At 38.1% G+C, this 25,669-nt stretch carries 23 protein-coding genes; 21 read left to right on the top strand and 2 right to left on the bottom strand.

Features of this window, described 5'->3' with window-relative positions; translation table 11 throughout:
- Positions 1-23: 23 nt before the first annotated feature.
- Entirely contained in the window at positions 24-1,736 is a 1,713-nt protein-coding gene (locus tag RCG20_RS17905; protein WP_308181478.1) for an Rqc2 family fibronectin-binding protein, read from the bottom strand.
- Positions 1,737-2,016: 280 nt separating this feature from the next.
- Here RCG20_RS17905 and RCG20_RS17910 point away from each other — a divergent pair, with 280 nt between their 5' ends.
- The 17 genes from RCG20_RS17910 to spoVM all read left to right on the top strand — a co-directional run bounded on the left by RCG20_RS17910 (position 2,017) and on the right by spoVM (position 21,161).
- Complete coding sequence (locus tag RCG20_RS17910; protein WP_308181479.1) at positions 2,017-4,695, top strand: calcium-translocating P-type ATPase, SERCA-type; 2,679 nt, start codon at positions 2,017-2,019, stop codon at positions 4,693-4,695.
- A gap of 156 nt (positions 4,696-4,851) precedes the next feature.
- Positions 4,852-5,727, top strand: coding sequence for a YicC/YloC family endoribonuclease (locus RCG20_RS17915; protein WP_308181480.1), 876 nt, complete (start codon positions 4,852-4,854; stop codon positions 5,725-5,727).
- A 60-nt stretch (positions 5,728-5,787) separates the two neighbouring features.
- Positions 5,788-6,051 carry an extracellular matrix/biofilm regulator RemA gene (gene remA / locus RCG20_RS17920; protein WP_308181481.1) on the top strand — a complete coding sequence of 88 codons (264 nt, stop codon included), beginning with the start codon at positions 5,788-5,790 and terminating at the stop codon, positions 6,049-6,051.
- Positions 6,052-6,062: 11 nt separating this feature from the next.
- Entirely contained in the window at positions 6,063-6,677 is a 615-nt protein-coding gene (gene gmk / locus RCG20_RS17925) for a guanylate kinase (RefSeq protein ID WP_308181482.1), read from the top strand.
- 2 nt (positions 6,678-6,679) lie between these two features.
- Positions 6,680-6,898, top strand: coding sequence for a DNA-directed RNA polymerase subunit omega (gene rpoZ / locus RCG20_RS17930; RefSeq protein ID WP_308181483.1), 219 nt, complete (start codon positions 6,680-6,682; stop codon positions 6,896-6,898).
- 297 nt (positions 6,899-7,195) lie between these two features.
- The gene (coaBC, locus tag RCG20_RS17935) at positions 7,196-8,404 is read left to right on the top strand and encodes a bifunctional phosphopantothenoylcysteine decarboxylase/phosphopantothenate--cysteine ligase CoaBC (RefSeq protein WP_308181484.1); all 1,209 of its coding nucleotides are present in this window, start codon (positions 7,196-7,198) and stop codon (positions 8,402-8,404) included.
- Positions 8,401-10,812 carry a primosomal protein N' gene (gene priA, locus RCG20_RS17940; RefSeq protein ID WP_308181485.1) on the top strand — a complete coding sequence of 804 codons (2,412 nt, stop codon included), beginning with the start codon at positions 8,401-8,403 and terminating at the stop codon, positions 10,810-10,812. The genes coaBC and priA overlap by 4 nt, the downstream gene beginning before the upstream one ends.
- 139 nt (positions 10,813-10,951) lie before the next feature.
- Positions 10,952-11,425 (top strand): peptide deformylase, encoded by a 474-nt coding sequence (def, locus tag RCG20_RS17945; protein ID WP_308181486.1) that lies wholly within the window; start codon positions 10,952-10,954, stop codon positions 11,423-11,425.
- A gap of 7 nt (positions 11,426-11,432) precedes the next feature.
- Positions 11,433-12,377 (top strand): methionyl-tRNA formyltransferase, encoded by a 945-nt coding sequence (gene fmt, locus RCG20_RS17950; protein ID WP_308181487.1) that lies wholly within the window; start codon positions 11,433-11,435, stop codon positions 12,375-12,377.
- A 1-nt stretch (position 12,378) separates the two neighbouring features.
- Entirely contained in the window at positions 12,379-13,728 is a 1,350-nt protein-coding gene (gene rsmB / locus RCG20_RS17955; protein ID WP_308181488.1) for a 16S rRNA (cytosine(967)-C(5))-methyltransferase RsmB, read from the top strand.
- A gap of 51 nt (positions 13,729-13,779) precedes the next feature.
- Positions 13,780-14,823 (top strand): dual-specificity RNA methyltransferase RlmN, encoded by a 1,044-nt coding sequence (gene rlmN, locus RCG20_RS17960; RefSeq protein ID WP_308184388.1) that lies wholly within the window; start codon positions 13,780-13,782, stop codon positions 14,821-14,823.
- Positions 14,824-14,827: 4 nt separating this feature from the next.
- Positions 14,828-15,580: a Stp1/IreP family PP2C-type Ser/Thr phosphatase gene (locus RCG20_RS17965; protein WP_308181489.1), complete on the top strand. Its 753-nt coding sequence runs from the start codon at positions 14,828-14,830 to the stop codon at positions 15,578-15,580.
- Positions 15,581-17,542, top strand: a complete 1,962-nt coding sequence (gene pknB / locus RCG20_RS17970) for a Stk1 family PASTA domain-containing Ser/Thr kinase (protein WP_308181490.1) — start codon at positions 15,581-15,583, stop codon at positions 17,540-17,542.
- A 30-nt stretch (positions 17,543-17,572) separates the two neighbouring features.
- Positions 17,573-18,454 carry a ribosome small subunit-dependent GTPase A gene (gene rsgA / locus RCG20_RS17975; RefSeq protein ID WP_308181491.1) on the top strand — a complete coding sequence of 294 codons (882 nt, stop codon included), beginning with the start codon at positions 17,573-17,575 and terminating at the stop codon, positions 18,452-18,454.
- A 2-nt stretch (positions 18,455-18,456) separates the two neighbouring features.
- On the top strand, positions 18,457-19,104 hold the full coding sequence (gene rpe, locus RCG20_RS17980) for a ribulose-phosphate 3-epimerase (RefSeq protein WP_308181492.1): 648 nt from the start codon (positions 18,457-18,459) through the stop codon (positions 19,102-19,104).
- Between the two features lie 1,232 nt (positions 19,105-20,336).
- A complete protein-coding gene (locus RCG20_RS17985; RefSeq protein ID WP_308181493.1) occupies positions 20,337-20,984 on the top strand; it encodes a thiamine diphosphokinase in 648 nt (215 codons plus the stop codon).
- Positions 20,985-21,077: 93 nt separating this feature from the next.
- Positions 21,078-21,161, top strand: a complete 84-nt coding sequence (spoVM, locus tag RCG20_RS17990; protein WP_308184389.1) for a stage V sporulation protein SpoVM — start codon at positions 21,078-21,080, stop codon at positions 21,159-21,161.
- A 128-nt stretch (positions 21,162-21,289) separates the two neighbouring features.
- Here the strand turns inward: spoVM and rpmB are convergent, their stop codons facing one another.
- Positions 21,290-21,478 carry a 50S ribosomal protein L28 gene (gene rpmB / locus RCG20_RS17995; RefSeq protein WP_308181494.1) on the bottom strand — a complete coding sequence of 63 codons (189 nt, stop codon included), beginning with the start codon at positions 21,476-21,478 and terminating at the stop codon, positions 21,290-21,292.
- Positions 21,479-21,770: 292 nt separating this feature from the next.
- Between rpmB and RCG20_RS18000 the strand changes: the two genes are divergently transcribed.
- The 4 genes from RCG20_RS18000 (at position 21,771) to sdaAA (ending at position 25,669) form a co-directional block, all read left to right on the top strand.
- Positions 21,771-22,133, top strand: coding sequence for an Asp23/Gls24 family envelope stress response protein (locus tag RCG20_RS18000; protein WP_308181495.1), 363 nt, complete (start codon positions 21,771-21,773; stop codon positions 22,131-22,133).
- A gap of 34 nt (positions 22,134-22,167) precedes the next feature.
- On the top strand, positions 22,168-23,850 hold the full coding sequence (locus RCG20_RS18005) for a DAK2 domain-containing protein (RefSeq protein ID WP_308181496.1): 1,683 nt from the start codon (positions 22,168-22,170) through the stop codon (positions 23,848-23,850).
- A gap of 177 nt (positions 23,851-24,027) precedes the next feature.
- Positions 24,028-24,690 carry an L-serine ammonia-lyase, iron-sulfur-dependent subunit beta gene (sdaAB, locus tag RCG20_RS18010; protein ID WP_308181497.1) on the top strand — a complete coding sequence of 221 codons (663 nt, stop codon included), beginning with the start codon at positions 24,028-24,030 and terminating at the stop codon, positions 24,688-24,690.
- A gap of 100 nt (positions 24,691-24,790) precedes the next feature.
- Positions 24,791-25,669, top strand: coding sequence for an L-serine ammonia-lyase, iron-sulfur-dependent, subunit alpha (sdaAA, locus tag RCG20_RS18015; protein ID WP_308181498.1), 879 nt, complete (start codon positions 24,791-24,793; stop codon positions 25,667-25,669).

The raw sequence follows: 25,669 nt of genomic DNA on the forward strand, positions 1-25,669 counted from the left end.
TAGATTGCATTTATCCGTCAAACTTATTTTTGCTTCAACTTAAGGACGGTTTCCTCATCAGGTGTAACATAAACGGTTTGCTGGTTATCATAGATGACAAATCCCGGTTTTGCTCCGCTCGGCTTTTTAACAAAACGCACTTTTGTATAGTCGACGGGAACCGAGCTCGAATTTCGTGCCTTACTAAAGTAAGCGGCAAGGATCGCTGCTTCTCGAATCGTATCATCGTTCGGTTCTTTATCTCTGATTACAACGTGTGAGCCTGGTATATCTTTTGTATGAAACCATATCTCATCTCTTGCTGCAAGCTTATTTGTCAAATAATCATTTTGTTTATTATTTTTGCCAACGATTATTTCGGTTCCATTGGAAGCAAGAAAGTGGTCTAATTGTGGCTTTGTATTTTGAAATTTTTTCGCATTTTTCTTTTGTCGATCCCGTATATATCCACCTTCTACAAGTTCTTCGCGAATCCCTTGAATATCTTTTGGAGCAGCTGCTTGAACTTGCTGCAACAAACGATCAAAGTAGGCAACTTCCTCACGAGCTTTTTCTATTTGATCAATAACAATAGCAACCGCATTTTTTGCCTTTTGATATTTTGAAAAATATTTTTGTGCATTATCAGATGGGGATTTCCGTGGATCTAGTGGAATAACAAGGATCCCACCCATTTCATCGTAATAATTAACAACTTCAATTTCCTTCATTCCTTTTTTTGCTGCATAAATGTTTGCTGTAAGAAGTTCGCCAAAACGCTTAAACTCGTCCGCTTTTTCGGCTGCCTTTAAGGTGATTTTTAGTTTCTTAATTTTCTTTTCATTTTTTTCTTTTTCATTAATAATAAATCGCTCTACATCGGTTGATTGCTGTTTGACGCGGTCCCGTTCAGCCTTGCCAAAGTAATAACGATCAAGCATTTCACTTATAGTATTAAATGTTTTGCTTTCTCCTCCAAGATGTTCAAGTGGAAAAAGATAAAAAGCTTCTTTGCCATCAATTGTCATAATCGCGGGGGAAATGGAGCCGCTTTGCACTTTATTGATTAAATGTATAAACGTTTTTGGTAAGGTTGATCGATTTGCTAGTCCGCTTTTAAAAATTACTTCTTTAGAAAAAAGTGGAGAGATCCCAGCAAATTGGTTAACAAGTTGCTGATCTAATTTACCACTGTTAAAATCTAATTTTTTTAAAACATCTTCTTCTACTAAATTGAATGGGTTTTGTTTATGTTGTTCTGGTGGTGAAATGTAGTCTTGCCCCGGCATAATGGCACGATGACTGTTAACTGCAAAAGAAACGTGCTTGACACTATCAAGAATAACATTGCGGATTTTATCCACTAATACTATATTGCTGTGACGACCCATTACTTCTATGATTAATTGTTTATAGCTAATATCCCCGATTTCATTCCGACCCTTTATTTCAAAAATAATGATGCGGTCTTCTGCTACTTGGTAGATGTCCTCAAGGATATGTCCCTCTATATGTTTCCTAAGAAGCATACAAAACATAGGTGGTTCAGATGGATTATCATACGCCTCGTTCGTTAACTGTACCCTTGCATAGCTAGGATGAGCAGATAAGAGGAGCTTGTGATTCCCCCCGCCCGCGCGGATTGTTAAAATTATTTCATTTTTATATGGTTGGTGAACCTTATTGATTCGCCCACCCTGTAATGAGCTTTTTAGCTCATCGACCATTGCTTTTGTAAATAAACCATCAAATGACATAGGAAACATCCTTTTCTTTCAACAAATTTCTTCTAAGTTAAGTATATCTTATTTGGTGCCCGCTTAGAAATTTGATAACTGTCTAGTGCAAGCAGCCTTGCCCCCGAATCGCTTCGCTCTTCATGTTTCCTTTATCTCATACAGAGCAGTCCAGTCCATACGTTGCTAAACAGGTGCTTTCGCTTTTCTTTTTTATCATAGCATTTTTTGGGACGAGGCTGAATAAGATTTCTGTAGATGAGGCTTGTTTGAATTTTAGAGGGGGAAGTGAGATGGTCGGATGAGATTCTATGAAATGGAAATAGATGAAGTTGGAAAAGCCTTAGAGACTGATTTTTCAGTGGGACTGTCAGCAGAAGAGGTAAAGAATCGGGTTAAGCAATATGGCTATAATGAACTGGATGAAGGAGAAAAGCAATCGGCTTTGCTCTTATTTTTTAGTCAATTTAAAGACTTCATGGTCCTGGTATTACTGGTAGCAACTTTAATATCCGGTCTTCTTGGTGAATATATTGATGCCATTGCCATTATTGCGATTGTCATTATAAATGGATTTCTTGGTTTTTTTCAGGAAAGAAGAGCTGAAAAATCACTTCAGGCATTAAAAGAATTATCGGCACCACAAGTCCATGTGTTACGAGAAGGAGAATGGATCAAAATACCTTCAAAGGAAGTTACGGTCGGGGATATCCTTAAATTTTCAAGTGGAGACCGAATTGGTGCAGATGTACGGATTATTGAATCAAAAAGCTTAGAAATAGAGGAATCCGCTCTAACTGGAGAATCTGTACCGGTTTCGAAGCATGGGGACTTATTAAGAACAAGCAACCCAGGGATTGGTGATATGGAAAATATCGCCTTCATGGGAACGATGGTGACTAGAGGCAGTGGCACCGGAGTTGTGATTGCAACGGGAATGAAAACAGCAATGGGACAAATTGCTGATCTCCTCCAAAATGCAGAAGCGGCTGAAACGCCGTTGCAGCGACGTTTGGAGGAATTAGGGAAAATATTAATTGTTGCTGCATTATTGCTGACCGTTTTAGTTGTGGCTATTGGCGTCATGCAGGGCCATGACTTATACACCATGTTCTTAGCAGGTGTATCGCTTGCGGTTGCTGCAATACCTGAAGGATTGCCAGCTATTGTAACAGTTGCCTTATCACTCGGTGTCCAAAAAATGATTAAGAAAAATGCAATTGTTCGGAAGCTTCCAGCTGTTGAAACACTTGGTTGTGCATCTGTTATTTGCTCCGATAAAACGGGAACGATGACACAGAACAAGATGGCAGTTACACATTTATGGAGTGGTGGTAAGACATGGACAGTAGATGGCGTTGGATATGAACCGAAAGGTAATTTTTATCAAAATGACAAAGCCATTCATATTAGAGATGAAAAAGCGCTGCAACAAATGCTTATTTTTGGAATGGTTTGCAATCATTCAGAGTTAGTTATTAAGGATAATACTATAACTCTTGATGGTGACCCAACCGAAGGCGCATTGCTAGTGAGTGCTATGAAAGCCGGGTATGATCGCCATAAATTACTTGATGAATTCACGATTATAAATGAATTTCCATTTGATTCGGCTCGAAAAATGATGAGTATCCATGTAAAAGACAAACAAGGTCGAAACTTTATCGTCACAAAAGGTGCGCCGGATGTTCTTTTAGGTGTTTGCGAGTCGATCCTTTGGGATGGCAAGACACAATATATGGGGAATGATATCCAAACCAAAGTTCAGGATGCGATTAATGGACTTGCCTCCAAGGCACTCAGAACCATTGCGATTGCATTTAAACCAATTCCAGAAAATACGGTTCTCTTGTCAGAACATGAGGCAGAAAAAAAATTAACCTTTATTGGGGTTCAAGGCATGATTGACCCTCCGAGGCCGGAAGTGAAAACGGCTATAAAAGAGTGTAAGGAAGCAGGCATCAAAACGATTATGATAACAGGAGACCATGTTGTTACAGCAAAAGCTATTGCCGGACAACTTGGGATTTTAACAAGTAAGAGTAGGGTTCTCGATGGGAAGGCATTATCTGAGATGTCCGTGGAAGAATTGGAGGACGTTGTTGACGATGTTTCTGTATTTGCTAGGGTTTCACCAGAACATAAGCTTAAGATTGTTAGGGCACTGCAAAATCGAGGTCATGTTGTTGCCATGACAGGTGATGGTGTAAATGATGCCCCAGCGATCAAAGCAGCAGATATCGGGGTGGCTATGGGGATTACTGGGACTGATGTTGCGAAAGAAGCATCCGCCCTCGTTTTGCTTGATGATAATTTTGCGACAATTAAGGCTGCTATAAAAGAAGGTCGGAATATATATGAAAATATCCGAAAATTCATTCGCTATTTATTAGCTTCAAATGTGGGTGAAATATTAGTAATGCTGTTCGCGATGATTTTAGGTTTACCGTTGCCACTTGTACCTATCCAAATACTTTGGGTAAATTTAGTAACGGATGGTCTACCAGCAATGGCACTTGGCCTTGATAGCCCCGAAGAGAATGTAATGAAAAGGAGACCGCGTAGCCCAAAAGAAGGTGTTTTTGCAAGAGGCCTTGGGTGGAAGGTAGTTTCGCGGGGCTTTCTTATTGGAATAGTTACACTGTTTGCCTTTATGTTGGTTTATAAAAATGATCCAGCTCGTTTGCAATACGCACAGACTGTGGCGTTTGCATCCCTTGTAATGGCACAGTTGATTCATGTATTTGACTGTCGCAGTGAAAAGTCTGTATTATCAAGAAATCCATTTGGAAACATATTTCTCGTGTGGTCAGTTATCTCATCCCTTGCTTTATTGCTTGTGGTAATTTACTATCCACCACTTCAACCGATTTTTCATACTCTCCCTATCGCAGGAAAAGACTGGTTTTTGATTATTGGATTATCTTCAATTCCAACTTTTTTACTAGCAGGATCGTTTTTGGCAAGAAAAACAAAATAAATTATGTTATAATCCAAAAGGTAGTAGAGTGGACTCTATTGCCTTTTGTTTTTGCAAAGGGTCATGAGCGGTATCTAGTAGGATTGATTTTAAATTTAAATTCAATTTTTTTAAAATGTAAATCGAGCACTTTTTTATAGATTGGATGTGCTAAAGATGGTTATAAGTATGACAGGCTTTGGAAGAAGCAAGGTAGTATCTGGGCCTTATTCGGTTAATGTTGAAATTAAAACAGTCAATCATCGTTTCTCTGAGTTCAGTATTCGAATGCCTCGTCAGCTTCTAAAAATCGAGGAAAAAATAAAGAAAAAACTTAATCAGCATATCCGCCGAGGAAGAGTCGAAGTATTTGTGACTTTAGAGGGCGAAGGAACTGTTACCCGAAAAGTCCATGTTGACTGGAAGCTAATTGACGAATATTATCAGTTCCTCCTAGATGCAAAGAAAAAGTACAACCTTGAAGGAAATGTATCATTGGCTGAGCTACTGGGCCTTGATGAGCTTGTACATATTGAAGAGAGTGAAATGGGGAACGAAGAGCTTGAGACTATTGTCCTCACTGGAATTGAAGAAGCGGTTATTCTACTTAAACAAATGAGGCTTGCTGAAGGGGAAGAACTAAAAAAAGATATTACCGCAAATTTATATCAATTGGAGACTTCATTGCTCGATCTTCGGAAATATGCTCCATTCGTTGTTCAAGTATATAAAGAACGATTGACGAAAAGAATGCAAGAGTTTCTAAATGGCCAATATGATGAATCTAGAATCTTAACTGAAGTTGCAATTTTTGCTGATAAAGCAGATATAAATGAAGAAATGACAAGGCTTTGCAGTCATATTCAGCAATTCTTGCAAACACTAGAGGACAATGAGCCAATTGGACGAAAACTTGACTTCCTTGTACAGGAAATGAATCGAGAAGTAAATACAATCGGTTCAAAAGCAAACGATTCGAACATTGCAAAAAAGGTTGTCGAAATGAAAAGCCTACTTGAAAAATTAAAGGAACAGATTCAAAATATCGAGTAGCACCTGTTTAGAAAGTGCTTGACAAGGCTAGACTAAATTATTGATGATTGGATGATCGTGATGTCAATTAAATTGATAAATATAGGATTTGGAAATATTGCTTCCGCCAATCGGATTATTTCAATTGTTAGCCCTGAATCTGCCCCTATAAAAAGGATTATTCAAGATGCACGTGATCGGGGAGCATTAATTGATGCTACTTATGGAAGACGTACCCGTGCAGTAATTGTAATGGACTCAGACCATGTCATTCTCTCAGCGGTACAGCCTGAAACCGTTGCTAATAGGCTATATGACCGTGATGAAACTTTAGATGAAGGGTAGGGTTTTTTAAGATGCAGGAAAAGGGATTGCTTATCGTACTTTCAGGACCCTCTGGAGTGGGAAAAGGAACAGTCAGAAAAGAAATATTTTCCCACCCGGAAACGGCTTTTGAATATTCGATTTCGATGACAACAAGATCCCCACGTGTGGGTGAAGAAAATGGGATTGACTATTTCTTTAAATCAAGGGAAGAGTTTGAAATGCTTATTGAACAGGGTAAGCTTTTGGAGTATGCAGAATTTGTAGGTAATTACTATGGAACTCCAGTCGATTATGTAAGAGAAACCCTTGATTCTGGTAAAGATGTATTTTTAGAGATTGAAGTTAAAGGTGCTCGTCAGGTTCGTGAAAAATTTCCAGAGGGGCTATTTATCTTTTTGATGCCACCGAGTTTAACGGAGTTAAAAAACCGGATCGTGACGAGGGGTACAGAAACAGAGGCTATTATCCATAATAGGATGCTTTCTGCCCGAGAAGAAATTGAAATGATGAGTTTGTATGATTATGTTGTCGAAAATGATCAAGTTGAACGTGCTTGCGATCGTATAAGAGCGATCGTAACGGCGGAACATTGCCGCCGAGAGCGGGTTGAATTTCGTTATAAAAAATTGCTGGAGGCTGAATAAATATGTTATATCCTTCTATTGACTCATTGCTTGAGATAATTGATTCAAAGTATTCACTTGTATCTGTTGCGGCTAAGCGTGCTCGTGCGATGCAACAAGCAAAAGATGAAAGATTACCTAAGTACGTTTCATATAAATGTGTTGGGAAAGCTCTTGAAGAAATTTATAGTGGCGAACTCACGTATCGTGTCGCTAAGAATTTAGATACTCAAGGTAAGTAGACTGCGCAAAAAGAATAGCCCAGGTTTTAGCTAAGTGGAATTTATATCTATAAATTCTGCTAGCGCATAAGGGCAACTACGCCTAATCATCGCCCTTAGGGGAGTTTTCTTTAACGTAAACGGGATTAAAATACAACAAAAAAAACTGAAAGAAGGGTCTGACTCCGAAAGTTAATTTCCTTTTGAGTCAGCCTTTTTTATTTTTAAGAAATTCGAATGAAAAAGATGAAATATCGTTTTCAATCTATCATAATAAAAGGAAAGATAGAATGTGGACGAAAGAAGTGAGGATGGTTGATGGTGAAGGATAAAAAAATAGTATTATGTGTAACAGGAGGAATAGCAGTTTTCAAAGCTGCTGCGCTAACAAGCAAACTTATCCAAGCGGGAGCACAAGTGAAGGTTATTTTATCTGATTCTGCTGCAAAATTTGTGACGCCATTAACCTTTCAAGCTTTATCCCGCAATGAAGTTTACATGGATACCTTTGATGAAAAGAATCCACAAGTAATTGCTCATATTGATCTTGCAGATTGGGCAGATTTGGTTATTGTTGCCCCTGCAACTGCAAATACAATAGCAAAAATTGCCCATGGAATTGCAGATAATATGTTGACAACTACATTGCTAGCTACAACGGCTCCCGTCTGGATTGCGCCAGCAATGAATGTTCATATGTACAACCATCCTGCAGTTAAGGAGAACATCACTACATTAACGAAATATGGATACCAGTTTATCGAGCCTGGTGAAGGCTATTTAGCCTGTGGTTATGTTGGCAAAGGCCGCCTCGAAGAACCAGAAAAAATCGTTTTGTTAGTACAGGAATTTTTCCAAAATGATTCAAACCTTCTAAGTGGAAAAACGGTGGTTGTAACTGCAGGACCGACAAGGGAGAAAATTGATCCAGTTCGTTTCATCTCAAATCATTCAACAGGAAAAATGGGTTATGCACTTGCTGAAGCAGCAGTGAAAGCAGGGGCAAAGGTTGTCTTAATTTCTGGCCCGACAAACCTTGCGTGTCCATATGGTGTGGAGCGTATTAGCGTTGAAAGTGCATCTGAAATGTATGATGCTGTACTTTCACATTTTAACAGTGCAGATATTGTAATTAAATCAGCAGCAGTGGCGGATTACCGTCCGAAGATAGTCCATGACAATAAAATAAAAAAACAACAAGAAGCAGCGGTTATTGAATTGGAGAGAACAAAGGATATTCTCCATGAACTTGGATTGAAAAAAACCAAGCAATTGCTTATAGGTTTTGCGGCCGAAACAAATAACATTGATGAATATGCGACAAAAAAACTCATCTCAAAAAATGCAGATATGATTGTTGCAAACAATGTATTGTCTGAGGGTGCGGGATTTGGTACTGATACTAACGTTGTGACTCTTTTTAAACGGGATGGAACCGCTTCTAAATTACCTTTAATGTCCAAGCAAAAAGTTGCTGAAAAGATTATCGAAGAGACTGCTCTTCTCTTGAAGGATTTGGAGAAATGAATATTGCTAGTGTAATCGTTGATGTTCCGGCGAAGCAAACGGATAGGACATTTGATTACCTCATTCCAGTCAAATGGCAGGATATTATTAAACCTGGTACAAGAGTTATAGTTCCATTCGGGCCAAGAAAAATACAGGGTTTTGTCACTGACATTAAGAGCCAATCAGATATCGAAAAATTAAAAGAAATTGTTGAACCTATGGACTTAGTACCTGTATTAAATCAGGAATTATTAGAACTTGGACATTGGTTAACTGAAAATACGCTTAGCTTTAAACTATCTGCTTTTCAAGCTATGCTACCTGCAGCATTAAAGGCAAAATATGAAAAGAAGATAAAACTAGTTGCTGGTATAGGAATTGAAAGTTTACCGGAAGAACTTCAACCATTTTTTAAAAAGGGAAATTCGATTACATGGGAGGACGCCTTACTAAATGGGATTGTTTCTGCTTTGAAAAAAGAGGTAACAAATGGTCATCTTGAAGTCGTATATGAAGTGATCGAGCGGGTTAAAAAGAAAAAAGTGAAGTTTGTAATGCCACTTCTTTCTCATGATGAAATAAAAGGAGTACTGGCACAATTATCATCACGAGCAGGAAAACAAAAAGATCTTTTAATCTATTTCTTAGAGAATAGAAGTCCCATTGAATTAACAAAACTGGTTTCAGACCACTTAATGACAAAATCGGCGATAAAAGCATTAGTCGAAAAACAGGTTATTGTTGAAATCGAAAAGGAAGTTTATCGCGATCCGTTTATGAATCGTGAATTCAGCAGGACTTACCCTTTATCCTTAACAGATACCCAAAAAACCGCTATTCAACCAATTCTAAAGGACATTAAAAAAAAGCAACATGCAGTGTTTTTATTATACGGAGTAACAGGAAGCGGTAAGACGGAAATATACTTGCAATCGATCCAGGAAGTAATCGAACAAGGAAGAGAAGCGATTGTACTTGTCCCAGAAATTGCGCTAACACCGCAAATGGTGAATCGCTTTAAGGGGAGATTTGGGGAACTAGTTGCTGTTTTGCATAGTGGATTATCTGCAGGAGAAAAATATGATGAATGGCGAAAGATTCAAGCGGGGGAAGTAAGTGTTGTCGTTGGAGCACGTTCCGCCATTTTTGCACCATTTGAAAATCTCGGTATTATTATCATCGATGAAGAGCATGAAACGAGTTATAAACAGGAAGAAATGCCGCGCTACCATGCAAGGGATGTGGCAATTGAGAGAGCCAAAAATGCCAAATGTCCGGTAGTATTAGGAAGCGCAACTCCTTCGTTAGAATCATTTGCCCGGGCGCAAAAAGGAGTTTATCACCTATTAACCCTTCCCGGTCGAATGAATAATCAATCCCTTCCCCCAGTCGAAATTATTGATATGCGTGAGGAGCTTAGAGGTGGAAACCGCTCCATGTTTTCGAGAAGTCTGTTGGAGAAACTAAAGGTACGTATCGAAAAAAAAGAGCAAACCGTTTTATTTTTAAATAAACGTGGTCATTCGTCCTTCGTCATGTGCCGAGATTGTGGTTATGTCATGAATTGCCCGAATTGTGATATTTCCCTAACCTACCACCGTGTAAGCGAGCAAATGAAATGCCATTATTGTGGACATGAGAGTTATGTACCGAAGAATTGTCCTGAATGTTCTAGTGAACATATTCGGTATTTTGGCACAGGAACTCAAAAGGTTGAAGATGAGCTGGGAAAAGTACTCCCCGAAGCAAAGGTGATTCGCATGGATGTGGACACTACTAGACGCAAGGGAGCTCATGAAAGGTTACTAAATGATTTTCAAGAAGGTAAAGCAGATATTCTACTCGGAACACAAATGATCGCAAAAGGATTAGATTTCCCCAATATTACACTTGTAGGTGTATTGTCAGCAGATACGATGCTACATTTACCTGATTTCCGATCATCTGAAAAAACGTTTCAGCTGCTTACTCAAGTAAGTGGGCGGGCCGGACGTCACGAATTACCAGGTGAAGTAGTGATTCAAACATACACACCCGAGCATTACAGTATTGAACTTGCTGGAAAACAGGATTATGACCTATTTTATCAAAGGGAAATGATGGTGAGGAAAATTCATAGGTATCCACCATTTTATTTTATTTCCCTAATTACAGTTAGCCATGATCAGTTAATGATGGTAGTTTCTGTCACTGAAAAAATAACAAAATATGTACGTTCAAGGCTTTCAAATGAAGCAGTTATCCTTGGTCCTGTTGCCTCACCAATCCCCCGCATTAATAATAGATATCGATACCAATGTCTGATAAAATACAAGCGGGAACCAGATCTCACACAGACATTGAAAAAGGTTCTTGACCAATATCAAAAGGATGTAAGCGGCGGTCTACAGGTCTCGGTTGATGTAAATCCGTTTATTTTAATGTAAGAAGAAGCATTTTGAAGGTTATGAATAGTACTTTTTAGGTGAAAATGAAAATGTAAGGTTAGCGAGACTTCCATTTTCACAAAAATCAACAGTGTTATTTACTAAAACATAATAAAATGGCACAGATGGAGGAACTACATTGGCAATACGAAAAATAGTAATGTATCCTGCAGATATACTTGAGCAGCACTGCCAGGAAGTGAAAAAGTTTGATCGAAAGTTAGCAAAAGTGCTTGATGATATGTACGATACAATGATCAAATACGATGGTGTGGGTCTTGCGGCTCCACAGATTGGTTTGGATCTAAAAATAGCAATTGTTGATATTGATGATGAATCGGGAACTATTGAAATGATGAATCCAAGAATACTCGAAACGGCAGGGGAGCAAACCGGTCCTGAAGGCTGCTTAAGCTTTCCAGGGTTATATGGTGAAGTGACTAGGCCTTTTTATGTTAAGATTGAAGCACTTGATCGATTGGGTAGAAAGTTCACGCTAGAAGCAGAGGATTTTCTTGCTCGGGCAATATTGCATGAAATTGACCATTTAGATGGGATATTATTTACAACAAAAGTTATTAGATATCTAACTGAACAAGAGCTAGAAGGGTAGGGAATGTATGACGAAAATTATTTTTATGGGTACACCAGATTTCTCAGTGCCAGTACTCCAGCAAATAATAAATGATGGCTACGAGGTAATCGGAGTCGTAACCCAGCCAGATCGACCAGTTGGTAGAAAAAGGATATTGACACCTCCCCCTGTTAAGGTAGAGGCATTAAAACATAGCATTCCTGTCTATCAACCTGAGAAAATCCAGCAAAAAGAAGAACTCGAAAAGATTCTGGTTTTAAAACCTGATCTGATTATTACTGCAGCATTTGGCCAAATTTTACCAAAAGAGTTACTTGATGCACCTGAATTTGGTTGCATTAATGTACATGCTTCATTGTTACCGGAACTACGCGGCGGTGCACCAATTCATTACGCGATAATCCAGGGAAAAGAGAAAACTGGAGTAACCATTATGTATATGGTTGAGAAACTGGATGCAGGCGATATTATAACTCAGATTGAAGTTCCCATTACAGATGAGGATAATGTTGCAACACTTCATGAAAAATTAAGTGAAGCCGGTGCTAAATTACTGTCGGAAACACTTCCTCAATTGCTTGAAGGAAACATTCATCCAATTTCCCAAAATAATGAGAAGGCAACCTTTGCTTCTAACATAAGGCGCGAGCAGGAAAAAATTATCTGGGCGAAAACGGGTGAAGATATATATAACCATATCCGTGGGCTGAATTCTTGGCCAGTAGCTTTTACAAGCCTTGAAGGGCAGACTTTGAAAATTTGGAAGGCTGAGAAAGTTAAGGGCGAATTGAATGGTGAACCTGGAACTATTCTCCGAATTGAATCGGATGGATTCGTTGTTTCAACAGGAAATGAAGTTGGTTTGAAAATTGTAGAACTTCAGCCTTCTGGAAAAACAAAAATGACAGGAGAACAATTTTTAAGAGGGTCTGGATCAAAAATTTCAACAGGATTAAAGCTGGGAGATTAACATGACTAAAAAGAAAAAAAATGTACGTGAAACGGCAATGGATCTTCTTGTCACAATCGAAAAAAACCAATCCTATAGCAATTTGCTTTTAAATCATGCGATTGAAAAAAACCAATTACCGGCAAAAGATATCGGACTTTTAACTGAATTGACATATGGAACACTCCAAAGAAAAATGACTTTAGCTTTCTTTATTAAGCCTTTTTTAAAGAAAACAAGTAAAATTGAAAGCTGGGTTATGCAATTACTAATGTTGACACTTTATCAAATGGTTTATCTTGATAGGATTCCTGATCGTGCAGCTATATTCGAAGCGGTAGAAATCGCAAAAAATAGGGGCCATAAAGGAATAGCAAGTATGGTTAACGGTGTTTTAAGAAGCATCCAAAGAGAGGGCCTTCCTTCCTTGGCTGAAATTGCAGACCCTGTTCAAAGGCTTGCAATCGAAACAAGTCATCCAGAATGGATTATAAAAAGATGGCTTGAACAATACGGATATGAAAAAACGAAGATAATGTGTGAGGTGAATTTAACTGCCCCACTACAAACTGCTAGGGTTAACACCACAAAAACAACTAGAGAAGAGTGTGTAGCACGTCTTATCGAAGAAGGCTTCAGTATTGAAGCAAGTCCAATTATTCCTGAAGCGATCAGAGCATTAAAGGGGAATTTAGCCCACTCGACTGTTTATAAGGAAGGTCTTTTATCGATACAGGATGAAAGTTCGATGCTCGTTGCCTATGCACTTGATGTCACAGAAAATGACTCTGTTTTAGATGCATGTGCTGCTCCAGGTGGAAAAAGTACCCATATTGCAGAGAAAATGAATAATACAGGTGAAGTCATCTCACTTGATCTTCATGAACATAAAGTAAAATTAATTAATGAAAACGCAAGTAGATTAGGTTTGGCAAATATTCAAACGAAGACAATGGATAGTCGTAGTGTTGGTGAACATTTTAAAGATGATTCATTTGATAAGGTTTTGCTTGATGCTCCGTGTTCGGGCCTTGGTGTCATGAGAAGAAAACCTGATATGAAATATACAAAAAAAGAGCAGGATTTGGTTCAATTAAGTAGTATTCAACAAAATCTATTAAAGGCAGTTTCCCCTTTAGTAAAAAAAGGTGGAATTCTTGTTTATAGCACATGTACAGTAGATAAAGAGGAAAATGAAAATACAGTAAGAGTATTTTTATCAGAAAATCCCCAGTATGAAGGAGATCCAACATTTAAAGAGCGAATGCCTGAGGCAATTCAACCCTTTATTACAGGTTTTGAACTACAAATTTTTCCTCAAGATTTTGGCTCAGACGGTTTTTATATTGCAACTTTTAGAAAGAAGGTGTAACAGTTGGAAAACGCAACTACAACTGAGAAAAACACATCAATAGACAAAAATATGCCATCCATTTATTCGTTACTTTTGCCTGAATTAAAAGAATGGTTGAAAGAAAATGGTGAGAAGCCATTTCGAGCAGAGCAAATCTATGATTGGCTATATCTAAAAAGAGTTTCCTCGTTTGAAGAAATGAGTAATTTATCAAAAGAATTAAGAGACAAGATGTCTTGCCAATTTCAAATAACAACGCTTAAAACTGTTATTAAACAAGAGTCATCAGATGGGACAATCAAATTTTTATTTGAACTACATGATGGATACTCGATTGAAACAGTTTTAATGCGTCATGAATATGGAAATTCAGTTTGTGTTACAACGCAAGTTGGTTGTAGGATTGGCTGTACGTTTTGTGCATCAACATTAGGTGGGTTAAAACGAGATTTAAAAGCAGGTGAAATTGTTGCCCAGGTTGTAAATGTCCAAAAGTCATTGGATTTGACAGATGAACGAGTAAGTTCTGTTGTGATCATGGGAATCGGGGAACCGTTTGACAATTACGATAACATGCTCTCGTTCCTAAAAATTATTAATCATGATAAGGGTTTAAATATCGGTGCGCGACACATCACAGTTTCGACAAGTGGGATTGTTCCGAAGATTTATCAATTTGCTGATGAAAACACACAGATTAACTTTGCAATTTCCTTGCATGCTCCAAATACAGAGATACGTTCAAGGCTGATGCCGATTAATAAGGCCTATAAACTTGATGACTTAATGGAAGCAGTGAGGTATTATATCGGTAAGACTGGACGACGAGTTAGTTTTGAGTATGGCCTTTTTGGTGGTGTAAATGATCAAGTTGAACACGCTGAAGAGTTAGCTAGGCTTGTAAAAGGAATTAAGTGTCATATCAACCTTATCCCTGTTAATTATGTACCAGAACGGGATTATGTTCGTACACCAAAAGATCAGATTTTTGCCTTCGAGAAAGAATTAAAGAAACATGGAATCAATGTAACGATACGCCGAGAGCACGGTCATGATATCGACGCAGCATGTGGACAACTTCGTGCAAAGGAGCGCAAAGAAGAGACGAGGTGAAAGAATGAAAGCTGGATATATGACAGACCAAGGAAAAATTAGATTGCATAATGAAGACTCCGGGGGTATATTTAAAAACCTTGATGGTAACCTTCTTACCATTGTCGCAGATGGAATGGGAGGTCACCGTGCCGGTGATGTAGCAAGTGGAATGACCATTGATGAGTTAAAGAAGCAGTGGGAAAGCACGACCGGAATTAGCATTGCAGAACACGCCGAGAATTGGCTCCAGGAACACATTCTTAAAGTAAATAAAATTTTATTTGAACATGCCAAAAATAACACGGATTGCGATGGTATGGGCACTACAATTGTTGCTGCAATAAGTACTGAATCTTTTGCAACAGTGGCTAATATCGGAGATAGCCGATGTTATTTGTTAAATGAAACTGGCTTTAAACAAGTAACTGAGGACCATTCACTAGTTAATGAACTTGTGAGATTTGGGCAAATTTCAAGGGAAGATGCCGAACATCATCCCCGCAAGAATGTTTTGCTGCGCGCTCTGGGAACAGAAGAGAATGTGGAAATGGATATTAAAACGATTATGTTTGAAGATGGGGATTGTCTGTTGTTATGCTCTGACGGACTTTCTAATAAAGTTAGTGAAAAAGAAATGGAAGAAATACTTTTAAATGATACTGATCTAATGCAAAAAGCAGGAACGCTTATTTTACTAGCCAATGAATATGGTGGAGAAGATAACATTACCCTGGCAATAGTAGAGTTTTCTGATAGTAGTGAGGGTGATGAATAGATGATGATTGGAAAAAGAATAAATGGCCGTTATAAAATTTTAGATATGATCGGCGGCGGAGGAATGGCAAATGTTTATTTAGCCCATGACATGATCCTCGACCGTGATGTAGCAGTCAAAATGCTTCGGCTTGATTTAACCAACGATGAAGAGTTTATTCGACGGTTTCATAGGGAAGCCCAATCCGCTACGAGCTTGACACATCCTAACATTGTGAATATTTATGATGTTGGGGAAGAAAATGATCTTTATTATATTGTCATGGAATATGTGAACGGGCAAACATTAAAACAATACATACAACAGTATTCACCACTTAGGGTAGAAGAAACAATTGGAATTATGAGGCAGCTTACTTCTGCTATTGCGAATGCACATCAAAATTCTATTATTCATCGAGATATCAAACCACATAATATTTTAATGGATCTAAACGGGAAAGTTAAAATTACTGACTTTGGAATTGCGATGGCACTAAGTGCAACAAGCATAACCCAGACGAATTCAGTACTTGGATCTGTCCATTATTTATCGCCTGAACAAGCTCGCGGAGGAATGGCGAATAAGAAATCTGATATCTATTCGCTCGGAATTGTGATGTTTGAACTGTTGACTGGACGACTCCCTTTTTCAGGAGAGTCAGCCGTTTCAATTGCGCTTAAACATCTCCAATCTGAAACACCATCTGTAAGAAGGTGGAACCAATCTATTCCACAGAGTGTTGAAAATATTGTTTTAAAAGCAACCGCAAAAGATCCTTTCCATCGCTATAACAGTGTTGAAGAAATGGAAGAAGATTTAAGAACGGCATTAAGCCCTGAACGATTACATGAACCAAAGTTTGTCATTCCAATTGATTACGAGGCAACAAAAGCAATTCCGGTTATTACTCATGATCGTCCACATCAGAATTTGGATGAAACGCTCGTTCATAATCATGAAAAAATAAATCCAAGTCCTAAGGATTCCTCGAAAAAAGGGAATAATAAGACTAAACGCAAAAAGTGGCCAATTATTTTAATTTCTACGTTTATTATTCTGGCTATCCTTGGTATTTTTACCGTAACAGTCTTGCCAAGTCTGCTCGAACCAAATGATGTTAAGGTTCCGGATGTAAGCGGAAAAAATTTGGATGATGCAGTAGCACAGCTTGTTTCGAAGGGATTTGTCATCGGAGATACAAATGAAATATCAGACGATGAGGTTAAAAAAGGTAAAATCATTAGAACAGATCCAGAAGCCGGAACAACTGCTAAAGAAGGCGCCAAAATTGATATTTATAAAAGTTCAGGAAAAGAGAAGACTGTGCTTTCAGATTATGTTGGGCGGCAATATGATGTTGTTCTAAGTTTGTTGGAAGGTAAAAACTTTCAAGATATAAAGAAAAATGAAGTTCATGATGACAGTGAACCAGGAACAATCATTGAGCAAAATCCTCCAGCAGGTGACAAGGTCACACCAGAAAATACAACTTTGGAATTTAAAGTAAGTATGGGCCCTGAGAAAATTACTTTAAAAAACTTAACAGAGTATAGTGAGAAAGCTGCCCAAGACTACGCTGAAACAGCAGGTCTATTAATTGATACAACCCAGCAGAAATATGATGATACAATTCCAGTAGGAATGGTCATTTCTCAATCACCAATCGCAGGAACTGAGATGCATAAAGGTGATAAAATAACAGTTGTTATTTCGAAAGGGAAGGAAGAAAAACCGCCTAAAAAGATTGTTAAAGAAGTTACTATTCCATATGATCCAGCAACACCAGGGCAGCCACAGGAAGTGCAAATTTACATTGAAGATATGAATCACAGCATGACAGAACCAGCTGAAACCATTTATATTACTCAAACAATCAAAAAACAGATTGAGGTAACAATTCAGGATGGTCAAAAAGCAGAATTTAAAGTTATCCGAGATAGCAATGTTATTGATGATGAAGTAGTAGATTACAATGAATAAGAATAAGTCAACCGGGCAAGGAGTGTAGCTATGCCTGAAGGAAAAATTGTTAAAGCATTGAGTGGATTTTATTATGTACTTAATGAAAATGGACTTGTTCAATGCCGTGCTCGTGGTATTTTTAGAAAAAATAATGTTTCACCCCTTGTAGGGGATGAGGTCGTTTATCAAGCCGAAAATGATAAGGAAGGCTATGTTCTAGAGATTAAGGATCGGAAAAATGAATTAGCAAGACCACCGATCGCTAACGTTGATCAAGCTATCCTTGTCTTTTCTGCTGTTGAACCAGACTTTAGTACTGTTCTATTAGACCGCTTTCTAGTATTGGTGGAATTTAATCATATTCACCCATTAATTTGTATTACAAAGATCGATTTAATTACAAATGAGCAGCATAATGCGATTGAACTGTATGCGCAAGCATATAGGACAGCAGGATATGAGGTAATCCTTACCTCTTCGGAAAAGGAAACAGGGATGCAATTGCTAAGTCCACATCTAGAAAATAAGATTTCTGTTTTTGCAGGACAATCAGGGGTAGGGAAGTCTTCCTTGTTGAATACCTTAAAACCTGATCTTGAATTGAAAACTAATGATATTTCAACACATCTAGGTAGAGGAAAACATACTACACGACATGTAGAATTGATCAAGGTAGGAAATGGGCTTGTTGCAGATACACCGGGTTTTAGTAGCTTAGAATTTACAAATATTGAGGCAGAAGATCTAACTTTCTGTTTTCCAGAATTGCACAAGGCAAGTGAAAACTGTAAGTATAGAGGCTGCCTCCATCTTAAAGAACCAAAATGTGGTGTTAAATTAGCAGTGGAATCAGGAGAAATCCCCCACTATCGATATGATCACTATCTTGATTTTTTACAGGAAATAAAAGAAAGAAAGCCGAGGTATTAGACATGGTGAAAATAGCCCCTTCGATATTATCTGCCGATTTCTCAAAACTGGCGGAAGAAATTATAGAGGTAGAAACAGGGGGTGCCGATTATATCCACGTAGATGTAATGGATGGCCACTTTGTTCCAAATATTACGATTGGGCCATTGGTTGTTAAAGCGATTCGGCCAATTACAAAGCTACCGCTTGATGTTCACTTAATGATTGAAAATCCTGATCAATACATCCAAGCTTTTGCCGAAGCGGGTGCGGATTATATTACAGTTCACGTCGAAGCATGTATTCACCTTCATCGAACAATTCACTATATTAAATCGTTCGGAGTTAAGGCAGGAGTCGTGTTAAACCCTGCAACACCAATTGAAACGATCCAGCATATTATTGGGGATATTGATATGGTATTACTAATGTCAGTAAATCCAGGATTTGGTGGTCAATCGTTTATTCCAGAAGTTTTACCAAAAATTAGGGCAGTAAAGAAAATGGCACTTGAAAAAGGGCTTACAATAGAAATTGAAGTTGATGGTGGCGTAAATAGTGAAACAGCAAAGCAATGCATTGAAGCTGGTGCAACTGTTCTTGTTGCAGGATCTGCAATTTATAATGAAAAAGATAGGGCAAAAGCCATATCGTTAATAAGAGGAGAATAAAAGAAAGCCGGCTTTTTTTTAGTAGTTCCGTTTTTGGGGAGAAACATTTCACATAACGTTCTTTGAAACTTGTCTATTGATTTCCGCTCCAGGTACTCGCTTTCCGCGGGGCGGGCGGTGAGCCTCCTCGGTGCTTAAGCGCCTGCGGGGTCTCACCTGTCCCGCTGCTCCCGCAGGAGTCGAGCACCTTCCGCTCTAATCAACATGGTGCAAAATCAATAGTGTGCTTTAACATAGTCAATGTAAAAAAGACGGCTTAAAATCAGCATTTGAATTTTAGGGCCGTCTTTTTTAATACAGCTGTATATCCTTATTAAAATAAGGAAAATTTTTCAGTGCCTTTCTTAAGTCCTGCGGGGTCTCCACGAATGTCATTAACCTATATTACAGTAAATAACACTTTTTACATTATTCTTCTTTGAGGATTTATTTATAAACGTAAATTTAGAAATTTACCCTAAAATAGACTATAGAATACCCAGGAGATGGAAGATTTCAAAAAGTTTATATTACCCTAGCTAATCGTGCACCTGATCGACGAGAGTATGAATGATTCACGAAGGCTTCTTATTAAAACGTCTTATGGAATAATACGGGTGGTAAAGGCCCAAAATCGATAATTGGTAGAGAAAAAAGTCCTTCAAAAATAACAAATGATTCTGAAAAATACCATTTTTAACCGTCTAGTGGAATCAAAGTAGATTAGCAGTTACGAATAGATCTTAATCGTTCCCGTGACAGAGAATATCTATTCTTTTTTTAGCTAATCAGAATTTATATCAATAAATTCTGCTAGCGCATAAGGGCAACTACGCCCCTGTCATCACCATTAGGGGCTTGCCAATCGGCGAGTTTTCTTTATATTTATAAAGGATTTTTTCAGATTTTTCTACTTTAACTACCTGAGTTGATTGGAGCGGAGGGCACTTGACTCCTGCGGGAATAGAGGGAATGGGAGACCCCACAGGCGGTACGCCGAGGAGGCTCCCATCCCTCCCCGCGGAAAGCAAGTGCCCGGAGCGGAGAGCAACGGGCAAAGTTAGGGTCTAAAAACAACCATTAATGCAAAAAGAGCCTTTAAAAAAATTGAAATAACCCAAGCTTTTTTCCGTGTTAACTAATATGCTAATTCAATTGTGATTTGGACAATTTTTAAGTTTTTTTCCACGTTATCGGAACTACTTAGGCTTTTTTGCTGGCTTTTTCCTATATTCAAGCGGAGGTAAATTTTAATGATCATTAATATATTGGCTGGTGGTCCGATAGACCTTGTTCCAGATTTAACAGATTTTATCCAAGAGAACTGCATTTGGGTTGGTGTCGACCGTGGAGTATTTTTTCTGCTTGAAAGAAAGATAAATCCTGATATTGCTTTTGGAGATTTTGATTCTGTTTCCCCAGAAGAAATGGTAGAAATAGAAAAACATGTTGATCATCTTAATAAATTTAAACCTGAAAAAGATGAAACGGATTTGGAACTTGCTTTGAATTGGGCATTGGAACAAAACCCAACAGAGATCCGTTTATTCGGAGCAAGTGGTGGGAGGCTAGACCATTTTTTTGCAAATGTCCAATTATTGATCAAGCCAGTATTGGCTAACAATTTAACAACTATTTATTTAATCGATCAGAAAAATAGTGTATCTGTGAAAAGCGCAGGAAAACACACCATTTCAAAAGATGTAACTAAAAAATATATTTCTTTCGTGCCTGTTACTTTAAATGTCACAAATCTCACCTTAAAAGGCTTTAAATATCCTCTAAACAATTGTCATATTCCACTCGGTTCAACACTATGTATTAGTAATGAACTTCTTGGTGATGATGGTACTTTTTCTTTTTCTGAAGGCATATTAATAGTGGTAAGGAGTCAAGATTAATGCTTTTGGCTTTTTCAGTACTTATTTCTTTCATTTGAATATGATGATAAGGCAAAAAAAGTGAAACTGTACAAGATGGTGAGGAGGGACCATATGAAATTTTATACTATTAAGTTGCCAAGGTTTTTAGGTGGAATTGTAAGGGCTATGATTGGGGTATTTAAGAAAAACGAATAGAAGGTATTCAAACTTCGTTAAGCAGACAGATAACCAACTATCAAAAGCCGCACCCATTATGGGTGCTTTTTGTATCTTATTATTGAAAAAAGAAAGGACATCCTATAAATAGGATGTCCAATCAATTATTAAACGCGTTCTACTTTACCTGATCTTAGCGCTCTTGTAGAAACCCAAACACGCTTAGGCTTTCCGTCAACAAGAATGCGAACTTTTTGAAGATTAGCACCCCATGTACGCTTGTTAGCGTTCAAAGCGTGAGAACGTGAGTTACCAGTTGTTGTTTTCTTACCAGTTACAACACATTTACGTGGCATAATGATTCCCTCCTTAACTACCAAAAGCTTTCATGCTTTTATATACGATCTTTCATGTGCTTCTATCTGGAAAAAGAAAAGATGACACAGCCAAATTTTCTGACCAAAAGATACCTTAATAATTTATCATACAACGATTGGGATTGCAATAGTTGAACGATATGCTTTCAAGAAAAAAACCTTGACATTCTTTTTTAGCAAAGGACTCTTTAATAAGAATAACTTTTAATATTTAATTGACTATAGTAAAATGACTGTAGTTAAATAGCATTTTCCAAAGGGGGAACGATTCATGTCCATTGAATTAAAAACTAAGTTGGGACAAATTGATATTTCAAATGAAGTAATCGCTACCATTTCTGGAGGAGCAGCAATCGATTGTTATGGAATCATCGGAATGGCCTCTAAAAGTCAATTAAAAGACGGCCTAACGGAAATTTTGCGAAGAGAAAACTTTACTCGTGGCGTTATTGTCAGGCAGGAAAATGAAGAAGTACATATTGACATGTATATTATCGTAAGCTATGGAACGAAAATTTCTGAAGTTGCTCATAATGTGCAATCAAAAGTTAAATATACACTTGAAAAAACAGTTGGACTTACCGTTGACTCGGTAAATATTTATGTTCAGGGTGTTCGCGTTACGAATCCATAAAGGTGTAACGAACCCCTGTGAGGAGGAAACTTTTGTGTCTATAACAACCTTAGATGGAAAACGTTTTGCAGAAATGGTGATCCAAGGAGCCAATCATTTAGCTGTAAATGCAAAAATGGTGGATGCACTAAACGTTTTTCCTGTGCCAGATGGAGATACTGGAACAAATATGAATTTATCGATGACATCTGGTGCAAAGGAAGTAAAGAACAATGTTCAAGATCATATCGGTAAAGTTGGGGTGCACCTGTCGAAAGGATTGCTTATGGGTGCTCGTGGAAATTCTGGTGTTATCCTATCACAGTTATTCCGTGGTTTCGCAAAAACAATAGAGCATAAAGCAGTAATTTCGGGAAGTGAATTTGCCGAAGCACTAGAATCTGGCGTTGAAACAGCCTATAAAGCCGTTATGAAACCAGTAGAAGGTACTATTCTGACAGTTGCTAAGGATGCAGCCAAGAAAGGTGTTCTAGCTTCCCAAAAGACAGAAAATATCATCACAATAATGGAGGAAGTTTTAACCGAAGCAAAAGCATCTCTTAAACGGACTCCAGATCTTTTACCAGTTCTAAAAGAAGTAGGGGTCGTCGACAGTGGCGGACAAGGACTTGTTTTCGTTTATGAAGGCTTTCTTGCTGAATTAAAAGGAGAACTACTTCCTAATTCACCATCAACCATCCCCACTTTGGATGAATTGGTAAATGCTGAACATCACAAAAGTGTTCAAAGCCATATGAATACAGAAGATATTGAATTTGGATATTGTACAGAATTCATGGTGAAATTTGAACAGGAAAAACTAGCTATCCATCCTTTTACTGAAGATGTCTTTCGTACGGATCTAAGTCAGTATGGTGATTCCTTACTTGTTATATCTGACATGGATCTTGCAAAGGTGCATATACACTCCGAACAGCCAGGAATGGTTCTTGGTTATGGTCAGAGATATGGAAGCTTAATTAATATCAAAATTGAAAACATGCGACAGCAACATTCAAACATTGTGGGAGAAACACATACCCCGCTTGTTTCGGACAAGCCTGAACCAAAAAAAGAAATGCAGGAATACGGAATTGTTACTGTTTCAATGGGAGCGGGTATTGCAGATTTATTCCGTAGTATAGGAGCTCATGCCGTCATTGAAGGTGGCCAAACCATGAATCCAAGTACGGAAGATATTGTGAAAGCCATTAAAGAAGTAAATGCAAAGAAAACATTTATTTTACCTAATAATAAAAATATTATTATGGCTGCCGAACAGGCTGCACAAGTTGTGGATAAAGAGGTTTATGTGATTCCGTCTAAAACAGTGCCACAAGGTTTATCTGCCCTTCTAGGGTTTAATTACGGGGCTACGGCAAATGCGAATGAAACTTCTATGAACGAAGCCTTAAAGCATGTAAAATCAGGGCAAATTACTTTTGCTGTACGTGATACACATATTGATGGTCTTGAAATTGAAAAAGATGATTTCATGGGAATTTCAGAAGGCAAAATTATTGTGAAAAATAAAGATAAGGTTAAAGCATCTATTGACCTACTTACTGAGATGATCGATGATGATTCAGAAATTCTAACCATTTTACAAGGTGAAGGTGTAACAGAAGCTGAGTTAAATCATCTTGTTGATTATATCGGAGACAACTTTGATCATGTCGAAGTGGAAGTTCATAACGGGCAACAGCCGCTTTACTCATTTATTTTTGCGATTGAATAAGAAAAATGGTTCATTAAAGAATTTGGCTGAGTTTAACACTAGACCAATAGTAGATTGAACGGATAAAATAGGAGGGGAAAACCCTTCTTTTTTTCGGCCTACATAATAGTAACCGTTGTCATTTAATGAATTTAAAATAGTGTAAAAAGTTAAAGAATGGTAAAGGGAGAGATAGTAGTGAAATATAAAAGTGTATTTGACATTATTGGACCGGTAATGATTGGTCCATCAAGTTCCCATACTGCTGGGGCTGCAAGAATAGGCCGGGTTGCAAGAAGCTTATTTGGTAGGGAACCAAAATGGGCTAATATTTCGTTTTATGGATCTTTTGCACAAACATATAAAGGACATGGAACGGATGTTGCGATTGTTGCCGGTATTTTAGATTTTGATACAGATGATGAAAGACTTATAAAAGCTGTGGACATTGCGGAGAATCGAGGAATAAAGCTTACTTTTATTGAAGAAGATGCAGTTACAGATCACCCAAATACAGCCAGAGTTATCATTGGTGATGAGAATGGAGAATTAGACTTAGTTGGAATTTCAATTGGCGGCGGAAAAATCGAAATCATTGAACTTAACGGCTTCGAACTTAAGCTTTCCGGTAACCATCCTGCGGTATTAGTCATTCACAACGATCAATTTGGTGCGATCGCAGGAGTTGCAAATGTTTTTGCACAAAATGAAATAAATATAGGTCATATGGATGATTCCAGGAAAGAAAAAGGGAAGCTTGCTCTCATGACAATTGAAGTGGACCAAAATATCAGTAACAATGTTCTCCATGATATTGAAAAACTTCCTTATGTTTTAAAAGTGACAAAAATAGTGGACTAGAAAATAAAAGTACCCGTTTAGCAAAGTACGACCAATCAAAAAGTAATGACTTGCTCAAAAGTCCAAATCAATATACTGATATCAACAAGGGGGATATTTTATGTTTCGTAATGTAGCTGAATTAGTTGAACTTGCCACCACTCAAAATAAGAAAATTTCTGAAATCATGATTGAGCAGGAAGTGAGCATAACAGGACGTTCTAGAGAAGAAATTCTCGCAAAAATGGATAAAAACCTAAAGGTAATGGAAGAAGCAGTTGAACGAGGGATTAAGGGAGTAAGGTCACATTCGGGATTAACTGGTGGGGATGCAGTCCTGCTTCAAAAATACATTGAAAAAGGCAATTTTTTAACTGGGGAAACGGTTCTAGATGCAGTTAGTAAAGCAGTTGCAACAAACGAAGTAAATGCAGCAATGGGAACAATTTGTGCTACACCAACCGCGGGTTCCGCTGGAGTGGTACCAGGTACCCTGTTTGCAGTACAAAAAAAGCTTAAACCAACAAGAAATGAAATGATTTCTTTTCTGTTTACATCTGGCGCTTTTGGGTTTGTTGTAGCAAATAATGCTTTTATTTCCGGTGCGGCTGGTGGATGTCAAGCAGAAGTTGGCTCAGCATCAGGTATGGCTGCAGCAGCCATCGTTGAAATGGCCGGCGGAACACCTGCCCAATGTGCTGAGGCGATGGCTATTACGCTTAAAAATATGCTAGGACTAGTGTGTGACCCAGTTGCGGGGCTTGTTGAAGTTCCATGTGTCAAAAGAAATGCAATGGGGGCTGCCAACGCAATGGTTGCTGCTGATATGGCATTGGCTGGAATAACCAGCAAGATACCATGTGATGAGGTAATTGAGGCAATGTTTAAAATAGGTCAATCAATGCCGACTGCACTAAAAGAAACAGCACAAGGAGGGTTGGCGGCAACTCCGACAGGTCGTGAACTTGAAGCGAAGATCTTTGGAATTGCACGCAATTAA

It is taken from the genome of Neobacillus sp. PS3-40, from assembly GCF_030915485.1.
Lineage (GTDB): Bacteria > Bacillota > Bacilli > Bacillales > Cytobacillaceae > JAUZPL01.